Source organism: Pseudomonas sp. B10, assembly GCF_900156235.1.
Classification (GTDB): domain Bacteria; phylum Pseudomonadota; class Gammaproteobacteria; order Pseudomonadales; family Pseudomonadaceae; genus Aquipseudomonas; species Aquipseudomonas siliginis.
Window position 1 is genome coordinate 5,832,625 of record NZ_LT707063.1, and the last position, 13,577, is coordinate 5,846,201.

Here is a 13,577-nt window from a genome sequence, read left to right on the forward strand (position 1 = left end):
GAAAGGTTTAATCTCCCGTGCCGGAAATATCAGGCCGCCACGGCATGTTGCTGTTGATGGGGCAGGAGCACTGCGCGCACTGAATTGCCCGGCTGAAGTTGCAGGCGTTTGGCAGTGAGACGATCGACAACCAGGCTGTTGCCCACCAGTCGACCGGAGGCCACGGTGATGCGGCAGTTTTCCAGCCGGCGGTTGTGAATCAGCCATAGCGGCGCCTGCTCGTCCGGGGTGCCGAGGCTCAGTGTCAGTTCGAGGCTGTCGCGCACCGTGCGGATGCTGCGGATTGGCGCCTCGATGACCGGGCCACCGTCGAAAATGTCGATATAGCCTTTGTGCGCAAAGCCTTCAGCTTGAAGAATTTTCAACGCTGGTTGAGTGTTCGGATGCGTCTGGCCGATCGCCGCCTGCGCCTGTTCGGTGAGCAGGCAGGTGTACAGCGGCTGGCGCGGCATCAGTTCGGCGATAAAGGCTTTGTTGCCCAGGCCGGACAAGTGATCGGCGTGGGTGAAATCCATCTGGAAGAAGTGCCGGCCGAGGCTGTCCCAAAATGGCGAGCAACCGTTTTCATCGGCACTGCCGCGCAGTTCGGCGATCATCTTCTCGCCAAACAGATGCGGAAATTCGGCGACGAACAGCAGGCGCCCCAGCGACAACAGGCGGCCATTGCTGCCGTTGCGCTGGTCATGGCGCAGGAACAGCGAGCACAGCTCCGATTGGCCGGTCAGTTCGTTGTTGAGGAACAATGTCGGGATCTGCCGCTGAATGCCCAGGTCCGGTGCCGAACTGACAGTCACCCCGAGCCGGTAGTTATACCAGGGCTCGCGCAAGCCAACGGCGCCGGCCATCGCGCTGACACCGACCACGCGCTGCTCATCATCCTCGAGGACAAACAGGTAATCGGCATCGGCGCGTTCCACCTGTTCGGCGAATGCGCGCTGTGCCCAACGCACTCGGTGCGCCAAGCGGTCTTCGTTGGCCGGAAGCGTGGTGAAACCTGGCCCTGCCTGTTCGACGAGGGTCATCAAGGCAGGCAGGTCGCTGACTTTTACCGGACGGACAATCATGCTCCAACTCCTTTGGCGGACCGATTCAGGCGCGGATGGCTAACGCGGCTCACAGAGCGACCAGCCGTATCGAGCTGCCATCGCTGACCTTCAGTGCCGCGCAGATGGCGGGTGTCAGGGACAGCGGCTGACCGGGGTGATAGTCGAGTTCGGTGACCATCGCGCGGTAGTCATGCAGGGCGTCGTTGCTCAGCAGGTAACGGCCACGGGCGTCGGTCGATGCTTGTTGGCGGACGCTGGCGGTCTGGCTGTCGGCGATCGAGCGAATGTTTGCGGTACGCGCATACAGGGTCGGGCCGGCGTCGAACAGGTCGATGTAGCTGTTGGTTTCGAAGCCTTCCCGCGCGAGGATGTCGAACGCTTCCTGGCCGTCCGGGTGCACGCGGCCGATGCAGTCCTGCGCCGCTGGCGGCAGCATCGGCACGTAGATCGGGTATTGCGGCATCAGTTCGGCGAGGAACGTGCGGCTCTGCAAACCGCACAGACGCTCGGCTTCCGCGTAGGGCAGATCGAAAAAGTGCTTGCCCAGCGCATCCCAGAATGGCGAATGACCCTGCTCGTCGCTATAGCCGACGATTTCGGTGATCACCGCTTCGGAGAACCGCTGCGCATGCGCGGCAATGAACAGCAGGCGCGCCCGCGACAGCAGTTCGGAAAACGGCGTGCGCACCAATGCTGCATCGATGTGGAATCCGCGCAGCAAGGTATGCCCGCTGAGGTCATGGCACAGCGACAACGCCGGTACGCCATGCTCGATGTTCAATTCCCGCGAAGCACTGGTGAAATGGCGGTTGCGCAGGCTGTAGAACGGCTCCTTGAAGCCGGCGGTGGCAAGGATTTCCGAGCAGCCGACCAATTGCCGGTGTTCGAGATCTTCCAGTACGAAGAAGTAGTTCTCCGGCCCCTGCGCCTGGGCGGCGCTATCGAAGGACGCGCACGACGCGGCGATTTTCTCGCGCAGGTGTTCGCTGTCATCCGGCAGCGAGGTCACGCCGATCAGGCTCTCGCGGGCCAGGCGCTGTAGCTGGGGCAGATCATTCTGCTCGACTGGGCGTAAGACCAGCATGGATGTACTCCTGTATCAAAAGGTTCGGCCCATTCGCCGAACCTGACTATCACTGTCGGTTTCCACGCGTTGAATCGGCGGTCGCCTGATTTGTTGTCAGACGCCGCTCTTTTTCTTGTCAGCCTTTGCTCGGATCGGGCAGCGCTGTGCTGGCGCCGAGCTTGTTGAGGAAGAACAGGTACACCAGGCCCAGGGCAATCCAGATCAGGCCGAGTTTCTGCGCATCGACGCCCATGTTGTACATGATGGCGGCGACGATGATGAAGCCGATCACCGGGCAGAGCAGATGGCGCACAAACTGCCCCGACTTCTGCCGACGCCAGTAGTGGTTGATCACCGTCAGGTGCAGCAGCATGAAACCGCTGAGGGCGCCGAAGTTGATCAGCGAGGTGAGGATGTCGACCGCGTCGATGAACAGGTAGCAGATCAGCAGCGACAACACCGCCACCAGATAAATGCTCAGGTACGGCGTGTTGTGTTTCGGGTGGACCTTGGCCAACACTTTGGGCAGCTTGCCGTCGCGGGCCATGCCGAACAGCAGGCGCGAGACGGCGGCCTGCGAGGTGATCGCTACAGCAACGCCCCAGGCCAGCGCCGTGGCGACGGCTGTCAGGGTCGCGAGCCAGCTGCCAGCGGCGATTTCGGCAATTTCATAAAACGCGGTGTCGGCGGATTTGAAGCCCATGCCCGCCGCCAGATCGGTGGCAATCCACGTCTGTACGACGAAAATCGTGCCCATCACCGCCAGGGTGATCAGCGCTGCCTTGCCGACGCTGCGGCCCGGATCTTCCTTGATTTCTTCGGCGAGGGTGGAGATCGCGTCGAAGCCGAGGAACGACAGCACGGCGATCGACACGGCTTGCATCAGCAGGGCGAAGTTGAAGGTTTCCGGGTGATACAGCGGCGCCAGTGTCAGCTCACCGTTACCGCCACCGTTGTGCAGGGCGTTCCAGGCGTAGAACAGGAAGATGCCCAGCACCACCAGTTGTGCCAGCAGGAACAGCATGTTCATCCGCGCGGTGAAGGTGATGCCGCGCAGGTTGACGAATGTTGCGCTGACCAGAAACGCCAGGATGAAGCCGACCTTGGGAATGTCCGGGTACAAATGGTTGAGCGCCATCGCCGAATACAGGTACAGCAGCGGCGGAATCAGCAGGTAATCGAGCAGCATCAGCCAGCCAGCGATGAAGCCGACGTGTTGATTAAGGCCGCGCTGGGCGTAGGAATATACAGAGCCGGCAACCGGAAAGGCCTTGGCCATGCTGCCGTAACTCAGGGCGGTGAACAGCATCGCCACCATGCCGATGATGTACGCCAGCGGCACCATCCCCGGTGCTTCGGCGTTGACGTAGCCATACACACCGAACGGGGCGATGGGGATCATGAAGATCATCCCGTACACCACCAGATCGGTCAGCGTCAGGCTACGTTTCAACTCTTGCTTGTAGCCGAATTCTTCAATTTCCATGAAGCGCAACTCCTTGTCAGCCATCGGTCGGTTTATGTTTTATCGGTCCATCGTTTACAGCAAAGGTGCGAGGTAACCTGCCCAGCGCGAAACCGCTTCGGGGCTGCGCAGCAGATCGTTGCGCACCTCGATCAGCACCGCCTCAAGGCCCCGGGCATCGCCGTGCACCGGCACGGTCATGTCGCCCAAGGGATCAATTCTGTACGGCTGGTTGCCCGCGACTTTCAGCGGGTGCGCTTGCAGCCCGTCGAGCAGGCGCTGAGCATAGTCCTGGGCCTGGCCGAACAACACGCCGACTTCCAGTGGTCGCGGCTGGCCGTAATACACCGGGGTGAAACTGTGAATGCCGACTACACGCACCGGCAGACCTTTGGCAATGCGCTCGTCGATCAACATCTGCAAGCGCGCATGAAAAGGTTTGAACAACGTCTGGCGCCGGTACTCGCGGGTCGCCTCATCCAGCTCGCGATTGCCAGGTATCGGGTAGATCTCGCTCTGCAGCGGGATGCTGTCCGGCGCATGGCGCGGGCGGTTGAGGTCGATCAGCAGCCGTGAGTAATTGGCGCTGAGCAACGTGGCGCCGAGCTGTTTCGACAACTGTTCGGCCAGTTGCAGCGCGCCGATGTCCCAGGCGATATGTTCGCGCGCGGCCGCCTCGTCCAGGCCCAGATTGTTCAGGGCTTCGGGAATGTAGCGACTGGCGTGTTCGCACACGAGGATCAACGGGTTCGTCGAGTCCTCGCGGCTCAGGTTGTAGACCGGGCGGGTGTACAACCCAAGCTCGGCGGATTCAGTACAGGCGTGCATAGTGCTCACACAGGTCAGCGGGCGAGAGCTGTTCCGTCAGCGCCAGTTCCTCGGTTTTCAGGGCGTAATAAGTGTCGAGCAACGGCTTGGGCAGCCATTCGTTGAAGGCTGCACTGTCACGCAGGCAATCCAGCGCCTGGGCCAGCGAGGCGGGCAGGGCGACGATGCCCCGGGCCTTGCGTTGCTCGTCGTTGAGTGAATCGGGAATTTCGTCGGTGATCGCGTTCAGGGCCAGACGCTGTTCGATGCCCAGCCGCCCGGCAATCAGCAGCGCAGCCATGGCCAGATGCGGCGAGGCAGTGGCGTCCATGGCGCGGAATTCCAGGTTGAACTGCTGCGCGGCAGACTTGCCGCCCAAGGTCACAGTCGGGCAGATGCGCAGCGCCGCTTCGCGGTTCTGCTGCCCCAGACACGCATACGACGCGCTCCAGTGGTGCGGCTGCAAACGCTGGTAGGACAGCGGCGTCGGCGCGGTGAATGCGCACAGCGCCGGTAGAAAATGCAGGACTCCGGCAGCCCAGTGCTGACCGATGCTCGACAGGCCGTTGCTGGTGCCAGCGTCGTAGAGCAACGGCTGGCCGGCCAGATCGAGCAGGCTGACGTGCAGGTGCACACCGTTGCACACCGCTTCGGCGGCAGTCTTCGGCGCAAAACTCAGGTCGAGGCCCATTTGCCGGGCGATTTCCCGGGTGATTTCGCGCACGTTGACCGCACGATCCGCCGCCGCTACGCCAAGAGTCGGTCGACAGGTGATTTCGTATTGGTGCTTGCCGTATTCCGGCAGAAACATTTCCGGCTCGACCCCGCCGGCGCGCAGGGCGCTGAGCAGCCAGCCGCCGAATTCGGCGCCCTGACGCTGCGCTTCGAGAGAGAACGCCGCGTGTTCGGCAATGCCTGCGTGCAGGTTGAATTCATGTTCGAAGGCGGCGTTGACCTGCAACCCCAACTCATCGTGATAGCGCTCGATTTCATCGCGCAGCAATGTGCGTGGGCAGGCGCCCCAGGCCTGGCCGTCGGTCTCGCGAATATCCGCGTGGATGAAATCCAGCACCGGTGCATTGGCGTCCGGGCCGCTGCCGACAGTGACGCGGCTGCTCAGATCCGGAATCAGCCGGAGGTCGCCGTACGCGCCCCAGGGATTGCTCGACGCGATAATGTCCTGTGGCGTCAACGCGCTGTTGGCCGGGACCCAGCCGCAACCCGCCGCCTGGTAATGCTCCAGCTCATCGCTAGGAAACGAGCGGCCCCGGGTGATGCCGATCAGGTCGGTTGTCACCAGCGTGGTCATCGGCAAAGGCGTCAGGCGCGGGCTCATGGCTGCATCTCCTGCAAGCGACCGAGCACGGTGTCGGTGTCGGTGATCCAGCAGTAACCCTTGATCGCGTTGAGGCAGGCTTGATGGCGTTCGGCGCTGTAAGTGGCGCAGGCGTCTTCTACCAGCGTGACCAGATAGCCACGGTCGGCGGCATCGCGCACAGCCATGTCCACACATTGGTCGGTGACGATGCCGGCGATGATCAGATGCCGGGTTTGCAGATTGCGCAGCACGTAATCGATGTTGGTCGAGTTGAACACCCCGGAGGAGGTCTTCGGCAGCACGATTTCGTTTTCGGTCGGGGTCAGCTCAGCGATGACCTGAGCCTGCACGCTGCCCTTGGGCAGGTGCATGTCCGACAGTTTGTGATCCAGCGAGCGGTCGCGACCGTCGGCGGTCAGGCTTTCGATAATCGTGTGCAGCACGTTCTGCTGCGCCTGACGAAAGGCGCCCAGCAGACGCTGTTGGTTGGGCACCACCTGGCTGCGCGTGCGCTGGAGAAAATACTCGGCATCCGGGCCGCGCAGGTGTGGGTCGAATTGCGGTTCGAGCCAGGCGCGCTGCATGTCCACCAGCAATAAAGCGGTGTGGTCGGTCGCAAACGGCAAGTCCCGTGGCGAGCGGTGGGGAAGGCTGAACATCCTTATTTGTCCTCCAGCAGGTGAGTCGCAAAATCGTTGCGCAGGGCATCGATGCCTTCCAGGCGATCGGCCGGGTCCGGCACGCGCAAGGTCAGGCAGGCAATCAACGCCTCGACCTGCGCCAGCGCCGGTACCATGGTGTCGAACGGCGACGCCGATTCCACTGGCGCGCTGATGATCAGGTCGGCCAATTCGCGCAGCGGCGAGGCATAGACATCGGTAAACAGCACCACCCGCGCGTTATTGTTTTTCGCCGCCTGCGCAACGCGCAAAGCTTGGGTCTGATAGCGCCGGTAGTCGAACACCAGCACCACGTCCTGACGTTGCAGATCGTATAAACGGTCGGGCAGCAGGGCGTTGTCTTCCAGGGCGAAGCAGCCGGGACGCAGCAGACGCAAGTGGTTGAGCAGGTAATTGGCCAGCAAAATGCTGAAGCGGCCACCGAAACAGTAGACCTGATGGCGGCTGTCGAGCAGCCATTCCACGAGGATGCGCACGTCCTCAGGCTGGGTCAGGGCTTGGGTGTCGACCAGCAAACGCTGGCTGTCGGCCAGGTAATGCGCCCAGGCATCGTCTTTGTTCTGCTGCGAACGCGGCTGCAACAAGGTGCGCGGTGAACGCAGGCGATGGTCCATGTCGCTGAGCAGGGCTTCCTGGAATTCGGCATAACCGCCGAAACCGAGCTTTTTCACCAGACGCACGATGGTCGGATCGCTGACACCGGCATGTTCGGCCAGTCGCGCCATAGGCCCGAGACCGTTGCGCGGATACTGATCGAGCAGGGCGCGAACGACTTTGCGCTCCGACGGCGTCAGGTCCAGGCCGGGGTCGGTGATCAGGTCTCTGAGAGGGGGCATCCGGGCTCCTGCTGGATGGGGGTGTCGAATTCGTTTCACAATCCGTTAAACGAGTATTTATGTAATGGGTGCTACATGTCTAGCTAATTTTTGTACAGGTTTTCCGAGCACCAAAAGTGTGCAAGGTGCCCGTGTAATAAGGGCTACGTCGAAGTAACGCGCTGTTGTAGTCCTTTGCCAATTGTTGTGTCAGACATTGCCTATCCCAAGCTCAGCGACGAGCGGTGACAGCCCTGAAGGCCAAGGTTTTACGGCACAATGCGACGCGTATCGGCTATGTGCCATTGTTTGTTTTATCTTTCGACCGAGAACCTGCTCGTGCCAAGTAGCCGTTTGACACTGATTTGCCATGCGCGAACCATCGCACAGAAACTGGCGCGTTTTCCTACGGACGAGCCTGTTGAAAATCTGGCTGTTCCGTCCGACGCGTTCAGGGCGCGATTGGCGGTAACACGGCGGCTGGTGTGTGCCCCGGAGTTGAGAACTCAGCAAACGGCGGCATGGTTTGGCGTCGATGCGCAGATTGATCAAGCCCTGCGCGATTGCGATTGGGGACGCTGGCACGGCCAGTCGATCAAGGATCTGCAAGCCAACGAAAACCAGGCTTTGCAAGCCTGGCTGGCCGATCCTGAAGCCGCACCCCATGGCGGCGAATCGGTCAGGCAATTGACGCAGCGGGTGGCGAAGTGGCTGGACGCCATCGCTGCAACGCCTGGGCATGTGGTGGCGGTGACTCATCCGTTCGTCATGCGCGCGGCGCTGATGCAGGTGCTGCAAGGCGCGGCGTTCAATGCAATCGACATCGAGCCGCTGGCGATGATCGACTTGCGCTTCAATGGCATCTGGCGTCTACGCTTGCCGGGCATGGCCCTTGAAGAGGAATTCTGATGAAACAGCTGCTGGTCATCGGCATTGGCGCCGGCAATCCGGACTACATCACGATGCAGGCGGTGAAAGCGCTGAATCGGGTCGATGTGTTCTTTCTGCTGGACAAAGGCCAGAGCAAGCAGACGCTGATCGATCTGCGCCGGGAGATCTGCGGGCGCTACATCACCGACCACGCTCATCGCTTTGTCGAAGCCAGCAGTCCGGAGCGCGAGCGCGGCGATGTCGACTACACGGCGAGCGTCGATGCACTCAATCGCGCCAAGCAGCAAACCTTCGAGCGGCTGATCAATGATGAATTGTCCGACGGCCAGTGCGGCGGATTTCTGATCTGGGGCGATCCAGCGTTGTACGACAGCACGCTGCGCATCCTTCAAGCTATTCAGGCATCCGGTCGCTGTGAATTCGAATTCGAATTGATACCGGGGATCACCAGCGTTCAGGCCCTGGCTGCGCAGCACAAAATACCTTTGAACACGATTGGTCGCTCGGTAGAAATCACCACAGGCCGGCGATTGGCGGCCGGGCAGGTGAGTGAAGCGGACAGTCTGGTGGTAATGCTCGATGCCGAGGATTCGTACCAGCGGGTGGCGGATCGGCAGACCGAGATTTTCTGGGGCGCTTACCTGGGCACGCCGGACGAGATTCTCCTCAGCGGCCGGCTGGCGGATGTGGCCGATGAGATCGAACGGGTGCGCAAGGCGGCGCGAGCGGAGCATGGGTGGATTATGGATACCTATCTGTTACGCAAGCCTTGAGTGGTTGGCGCCTGAGCAAGCGCTTTCGCGAGCAGGCTCGCTCCCACAGGGAAATGCGTTGCAGAATGTGGGAGCGAGCCTGCTCGCGAAGGGACAAGAACATTCACCGCCGATTTGGGACAAGCAAAAAGAAACCCGGTGCAACGCAAATCGCACCGGGTTTTTTGTTGCCAGCCAACAGCGGATGTCGTGGATCCGCCGTCAACCTTGAACTCCGTATCAGCTGCGTTCCAGCGCCAAAGCCACGCCCTGACCGCCGCCGATGCATAAGGTCGCCAGACCTTTTTTCGCATCGCGCTTGAGCATTTCGTGCAGCAATGTCACCAGCACGCGGCAACCTGATGCGCCGATCGGGTGACCGAGGGCGATGGCGCCGCCGTTGACGTTGACCTTGTCCAGATCCCATTGCAGGTCCTTGGCCACGGCCAGCGATTGCGCAGCGAACGCTTCGTTGGCTTCGATCAGGTCGAGCTGGTCGATGTTCCAGCCGGCCTTGTCCAGGCAGCGGCGGGTCGCCGATACCGGGCCGATGCCCATGATCGCCGGGTCGACGCCAGCATTGGCGTACGCAGCAATTTTCGCCAGAACCGGCAGGCCCAGCGCTTTGGCTTTCTCGGCACTCATGAGAATCACAGCGGCGGCACCGTCGTTCAGCGACGAGGCGTTGCCAGCGGTGACGCTGCCGTCCTTTTTGAACGCCGGACGCAGTTTTGCCAGAGATTCTGCGCTGGTATCGCCGCGTGGCTGCTCGTCGACCTTGAACGCCACCGGATCGCCTTTGCGCTGCGGGATCAGGATCGGCGTGATTTCATCAACGAAGCGCCCGGCCTCGATCGCAGCGGCAGCTTTCTGCTGGGAAGCGGCAGCGAAGGCGTCCTGCTGTTCGCGGCTGATCTGGTATTTGTCGACCAGATTCTCGGCAGTGATGCCCATGTGGTAATCGTTGAACGCATCCCACAGGCCATCGCTGATCATCGTGTCGACGATTTGCGCGTGGCCCATGCGCAGACCGGTGCGCGCGCCCGGCATGATGTAGTTGGACAGGCTCATGTTCTCCTGACCGCCGGCGATGATCACCTCGGCGTCGCCGCAACGGATCGCCTGCGCGCCCAGGTGCAGAGCCTTGAGGCCCGAACCGCAAACCTTGTTCAGGGTCATGGCCGGTACGGCGTGGGGAAGGCCAGCCTTGATTGCGGCCTGACGTGCCGGGTTCTGCCCGGCGCCAGCGGTGAGCACCTGGCCCATGATCACTTCATCGACCTGCGCCCCGTCGAGGCCGGTCTGCTCGAGCAACTGGCGGATCACCGCCGCGCCTAGGTCTACTGCGGATACATTGGCCAGGGAGCCCTGAAAACTGCCGATCGCGGTACGCGTGGCGGCAACAATGACGACGTCTTGCATGTGCGAATTCCTCACTGGGCAGCGAACTGCATTTCCGGTACGTGATCCGGGACGATCAGTTTACCAGCGGTTTTGGCGACGATTTCCTCGACGCTGACGCCAGGTGCGCGTTCCTTGAGGACAAAAGCGCCATTTTCGATTTCCAGATAGGCGAGGTCGGTCAGCACGCGCTTGATGCAGCCGGCACCGGTCAGCGGCAGGCTGCATTTGGCCAGCAGCTTGGACTCACCGTCCTTCGAGGCGTGGGTCATGATGACAATGATGTTGTCGGCGCCGGCCACCAGATCCATCGCGCCGCCCATGCCCTTGACCAGTTTGCCTGGGATCATCCACGAAGCGATGTTGCCTTCCACATCCACTTCGAAAGCGCCGAGCACGGTCAGGTCGACATGGCCGCCGCGGATCATCGCGAAGGATTCGGCGGAATTGAAGATCGACGCGCCGATCCGCGCAGTCACCGTTTGTTTGCCGGCGTTGATCATGTCGGCATCGATGGTTTCTTCGGTCGGGAACGGACCCATGCCGAGCAGACCGTTTTCCGATTGCAGCATGACTTCCATGCCTTCGGGGATGTAGTTGGCGACCAGGGTCGGAATGCCGATGCCGAGGTTGACGTAGTAGCCGTCCTGCATTTCGCGGGCGACGCGCTGAGCCATTTGTTCGCGGGTAAGTGCCATGTTGTTGTTCTCCGAAGGCCTGAATTATTTGCGGATGGTGCGCTGTTCGATGCGTTTTTCGAACGTGCCGCAAATGACCCGGTCGACGTAGATGCCCGGGGTGTGGATCTGCGTCGGGTCGAGTTCGCCGGGCTCGACGATTTCTTCGACTTCGACCACGGTGATCTTGCCGGCGGTAGCGGCCAGCGGATTGAAGTTCTGCGCGGTGTGACGGTAAACGACGTTACCGAAATGGTCGGCCTTCCAGCCTTTGACGATGGCGAAGTCGCCGGTGATGGATTCTTCCATCAGGTATTTGCGCCCCTTGAACTCGCGCACTTCCTTGCCTTCAGCAACCGGGGTGCCAACGCCAGTGGCGGTGAAGAACGCCGGAATGCCGGCGCCGCCCGCGCGCATTTTTTCGGCGAGGGTGCCTTGCGGGGTGAGGATGACTTCGATGTCGCCCTTGAGCAGTTGCTCTTCGAACAGCTTGTTTTCGCCGACGTACGAGGCGATGACTTTGCTGATCTGGCGGTCGGTGAGCAGCACGCCAAGGCCGAAACCATCAACGCCGCAGTTGTTGGAAACCACGGTGAGGTCACGGGTGCCCTTGCGCTTGATCTCGGCGATCAGGTTTTCCGGGATGCCGCACAGGCCAAAGCCGCCGGCGATGACGGTCATGCCGTCTTCCAGCCCGGCCATCGCTTCCTCGTAGGAATACACACGCTTGTCGAAACCTGCCATAGGCACCTCTTTTATTATTTGCGGGCGGCTGGCTAGCCGAATGACTGGAGTGTCTCTCTGTGGAATATATTTGTTAAGTTGATTTTTGCGGTTGATTGATTGATAAATCTCACTAATACGCGTTCGGCGATGATCGTTCCCACGCTCCGCGTGGGAATGCCTCCTGGGACGCTCCGCGTCCAGTGACGCGGAGCGTCACGGGCTGCATTCCCACGCAGGAGCGTGGGAACGATCAGGGCCATCGCATCACGGCTTGCAGCTTGACGCTTGCAGCTTGCAACTGGAGCAAAGCGACCATGACCATCAAACAGATCCGTGCCTTTCTCGCCGTGGCCCACAGCCTGAGCTTCGCCGTGGCCTGCGAGCGTCTGCACCTGTCGCAGTCAGCGCTGAGCCTGACCATCAAAGCGCTGGAAGAGGGGCTGGGCGGGCGCCTGTTCAGCCGCAACACGCGTAATGTCGCGCTGACCCCGGAAGGCGAGTCCCTGCTGCCGCTGGCGCGCCGCTTGATCGCCGACTGGGACAATGCCGAAGACGAGATGCGCCAGCGTTTCAGCCTGCAACGCGGACGCGTGACGCTGGCAGCGATGCCGTCATTTGCCGGCAATCTGCTGCCGCCGATCCTCAAGAGCTTCCGCGCGCGTTATCCGAACGTCAACGTCACGGTCAACGACGTGATCAACGAGCAAGTGCTGGAAATGGTCCGCGATCGTCAGGTTGAACTCGGTGTGGCGTTCGCGCCGATGCAGAGCACTTCGATGACATTCACGCCTTTGTATGTCGATCGCTTTGTCGCCGTGGTGCCGGCCGATTCAGCGCTGGCCGGTCGCGCCGACATCGATTGGCAGACCTTGCTGGAACAATCGTTCATCACCCTGCAGCGGCCATCGACCGTGCGGGTCATGCTGGAAGAGCATTTGCAGGCGCGCGGAATGAAGTTGCCGGTGGAGTTCGAGAGCCATCAATTGGCGACCGTCGGGCGAATGGTTGCCAGCGGGCTTGGGGTCAGCGCGGTGCCGGCATTGTGCGCGGGGCAGATGCGCGAGCTCGGTGCGCATTGCCTGACCTTGAATGATTCTGTCGAACGGGCGATTGGCGTGTTGACCGAGCCGGGCAATGAACTGTCGGCGGCGGCGCAGGCGTTGTTCGAGATTCTCAAGGCGGAAGATTTGCAGCGCCAGTTCGATTTCCCCCTCACCCCAGAAGCGCGGAAACAGAGCGCCGAACGCTGATTCAGTGTGGGAGCGAGCCTGCTCGCGAAGGACGATAACGCGGTCTAAGCCTTGGCCACGCGCCACAGATACCAGGCCGCGACCGTCCGATAAGGCTTCCACGCCTGGCCAATCTCGATCATCTGTTTGCGCGTCGGCTGCACCTCCAGTCCCTTCAGGCGCCGATAACCCTCGCGCACGCCAAAATCATCCTCCGGCAGGATATCCATGCGCTCGAGGCTGTAGATCAACAGCATCTCCACGGTCCAGCGGCCGACACCGCGCAGGCTGGTCAGGCGTTCGATCAGGGTTTCATCGTCCATCGCCCGTGCAGTCGGGTAGTCGGGGACCACGCCGTCCAGCGTCGCCTGGGCGATCCCTTGAATCGTCGCGATCTTGCTGGCTGAAAATCCGCAAGCGCGCAGTTGCTCGACCTCAGTCGCGAGAATCTGCTCAGGGCGTGGAAACACCTGACCGGGAAACAACCCCACTAAACGCGAAAGGATCGCATCGCCGGCCTTGGCGTGCAGTTGCTGATAGGCAATCGCCCGGACCAGCGATTCATAGGGATCGCGCGCCGGATGTGGCTGATGCAGGCACGGGCCGACGGCGCTGACATGGCGCTGCCAGTCAGTGTCTATCGCGGCCAGAAAAGCGCTGGCCATCTCATACGTGTCAGCCATGTTGCGGTGATTCGAACGTAC

Annotated in this window: 14 protein-coding genes; 3 read left to right on the forward strand and 11 right to left on the reverse strand. The window is 61.4% G+C overall.

All coding sequences use genetic code 11. The features are described 5' to 3' along the window. Positions 1–29: 29 nt before the first annotated feature. The 7 genes from astA to BXA01_RS26580 form a co-directional block, all read right to left on the reverse strand. Positions 30–1,064, reverse strand: coding sequence for an arginine N-succinyltransferase (gene astA, locus BXA01_RS26550; protein WP_076567470.1), 1,035 nt, complete (start codon positions 1,062–1,064; stop codon positions 30–32). A 49-nt stretch (positions 1,065–1,113) separates the two neighbouring features. Then, complete coding sequence (locus tag BXA01_RS26555) at positions 1,114–2,130, reverse strand: arginine N-succinyltransferase (protein WP_076567473.1); 1,017 nt, start codon at positions 2,128–2,130, stop codon at positions 1,114–1,116. Between the two features lie 118 nt (positions 2,131–2,248). Continuing rightward, a complete protein-coding gene (locus tag BXA01_RS26560) occupies positions 2,249–3,598 on the reverse strand; it encodes an APC family permease (RefSeq protein ID WP_076567476.1) in 1,350 nt (449 codons plus the stop codon). A 54-nt stretch (positions 3,599–3,652) separates the two neighbouring features. Beyond that, on the reverse strand, positions 3,653–4,405 hold the full coding sequence (locus BXA01_RS26565) for an N-formylglutamate amidohydrolase (protein ID WP_076567479.1): 753 nt from the start codon (positions 4,403–4,405) through the stop codon (positions 3,653–3,655). After that, complete coding sequence (locus BXA01_RS26570; protein WP_076567482.1) at positions 4,389–5,720, reverse strand: glutamine synthetase; 1,332 nt, start codon at positions 5,718–5,720, stop codon at positions 4,389–4,391. Before BXA01_RS26570 ends, BXA01_RS26565 begins: the two co-directional genes overlap by 17 nt. Further along, entirely contained in the window at positions 5,717–6,361 is a 645-nt protein-coding gene (locus BXA01_RS26575; protein ID WP_076567485.1) for an isochorismatase family cysteine hydrolase, read from the reverse strand. Before BXA01_RS26575 ends, BXA01_RS26570 begins: the two co-directional genes overlap by 4 nt. A gap of 2 nt (positions 6,362–6,363) precedes the next feature. Then, positions 6,364–7,218, reverse strand: coding sequence for a MurR/RpiR family transcriptional regulator (locus tag BXA01_RS26580; RefSeq protein WP_016774129.1), 855 nt, complete (start codon positions 7,216–7,218; stop codon positions 6,364–6,366). Between the two features lie 477 nt (positions 7,219–7,695). Between BXA01_RS26580 and BXA01_RS26585 the strand changes: the two genes are divergently transcribed. Further along, positions 7,696–8,106, forward strand: coding sequence for a histidine phosphatase family protein (locus BXA01_RS26585; RefSeq protein ID WP_331717086.1), 411 nt, complete (start codon positions 7,696–7,698; stop codon positions 8,104–8,106). Continuing rightward, complete coding sequence (gene cobF, locus BXA01_RS26590; RefSeq protein WP_076567487.1) at positions 8,106–8,861, forward strand: precorrin-6A synthase (deacetylating); 756 nt, start codon at positions 8,106–8,108, stop codon at positions 8,859–8,861. The genes BXA01_RS26585 and cobF overlap by 1 nt, the downstream gene beginning before the upstream one ends. A gap of 219 nt (positions 8,862–9,080) precedes the next feature. On the opposite strand, the gene BXA01_RS26595 is transcribed toward cobF, so the two are convergent. Genes BXA01_RS26595 through BXA01_RS26605 form a run of 3 tightly spaced genes read right to left on the reverse strand, consistent with a single transcriptional unit; the run spans position 9,081 to position 11,662 of the window. Further along, on the reverse strand, positions 9,081–10,262 hold the full coding sequence (locus BXA01_RS26595; protein ID WP_076567489.1) for an acetyl-CoA C-acetyltransferase: 1,182 nt from the start codon (positions 10,260–10,262) through the stop codon (positions 9,081–9,083). An 11-nt stretch (positions 10,263–10,273) separates the two neighbouring features. After that, a complete protein-coding gene (locus BXA01_RS26600; RefSeq protein ID WP_016774134.1) occupies positions 10,274–10,939 on the reverse strand; it encodes a CoA transferase subunit B in 666 nt (221 codons plus the stop codon). A 24-nt stretch (positions 10,940–10,963) separates the two neighbouring features. Beyond that, a complete protein-coding gene (locus BXA01_RS26605; RefSeq protein ID WP_076567492.1) occupies positions 10,964–11,662 on the reverse strand; it encodes a CoA transferase subunit A in 699 nt (232 codons plus the stop codon). Positions 11,663–11,958: 296 nt separating this feature from the next. Here BXA01_RS26605 and BXA01_RS26610 point away from each other — a divergent pair, with 296 nt between their 5' ends. Further along, entirely contained in the window at positions 11,959–12,894 is a 936-nt protein-coding gene (locus BXA01_RS26610) for a LysR family transcriptional regulator (protein ID WP_076567495.1), read from the forward strand. A 44-nt stretch (positions 12,895–12,938) separates the two neighbouring features. Here the strand turns inward: BXA01_RS26610 and BXA01_RS26615 are convergent, their stop codons facing one another. After that, on the reverse strand, positions 12,939–13,556 hold the full coding sequence (locus BXA01_RS26615) for a DNA-3-methyladenine glycosylase family protein (protein WP_076567498.1): 618 nt from the start codon (positions 13,554–13,556) through the stop codon (positions 12,939–12,941). Between the last annotated feature and the right edge of the window lie 21 nt (positions 13,557–13,577).

Coding starts and splice junctions, on each gene's coding strand:
- BXA01_RS26555 (WP_076567473.1), bottom strand. CDS start 2,130: ATGCTGGTCTTACGCCCAGTCGAGCAGAATGATCTGCCCCAGCTACAG.
- BXA01_RS26575 (WP_076567485.1), bottom strand. CDS start 6,361: ATGTTCAGCCTTCCCCACCGCTCGCCACGGGACTTGCCGTTTGCGACC.
- BXA01_RS26570 (WP_076567482.1), bottom strand. CDS start 5,720: ATGAGCCCGCGCCTGACGCCTTTGCCGATGACCACGCTGGTGACAACC.
- BXA01_RS26580 (WP_016774129.1), bottom strand. CDS start 7,218: ATGCCCCCTCTCAGAGACCTGATCACCGACCCCGGCCTGGACCTGACG.
- BXA01_RS26610 (WP_076567495.1), top strand. CDS start 11,959: ATGACCATCAAACAGATCCGTGCCTTTCTCGCCGTGGCCCACAGCCTG.
- BXA01_RS26560 (WP_076567476.1), bottom strand. CDS start 3,598: ATGGAAATTGAAGAATTCGGCTACAAGCAAGAGTTGAAACGTAGCCTG.
- astA (WP_076567470.1), bottom strand. CDS start 1,064: ATGATTGTCCGTCCGGTAAAAGTCAGCGACCTGCCTGCCTTGATGACC.
- BXA01_RS26600 (WP_016774134.1), bottom strand. CDS start 10,939: ATGGCACTTACCCGCGAACAAATGGCTCAGCGCGTCGCCCGCGAAATG.
- BXA01_RS26605 (WP_076567492.1), bottom strand. CDS start 11,662: ATGGCAGGTTTCGACAAGCGTGTGTATTCCTACGAGGAAGCGATGGCC.
- cobF (WP_076567487.1), top strand. CDS start 8,106: ATGAAACAGCTGCTGGTCATCGGCATTGGCGCCGGCAATCCGGACTAC.
- BXA01_RS26615 (WP_076567498.1), bottom strand. CDS start 13,556: ATGGCTGACACGTATGAGATGGCCAGCGCTTTTCTGGCCGCGATAGAC.
- BXA01_RS26565 (WP_076567479.1), bottom strand. CDS start 4,405: ATGCACGCCTGTACTGAATCCGCCGAGCTTGGGTTGTACACCCGCCCG.
- BXA01_RS26595 (WP_076567489.1), bottom strand. CDS start 10,262: ATGCAAGACGTCGTCATTGTTGCCGCCACGCGTACCGCGATCGGCAGT.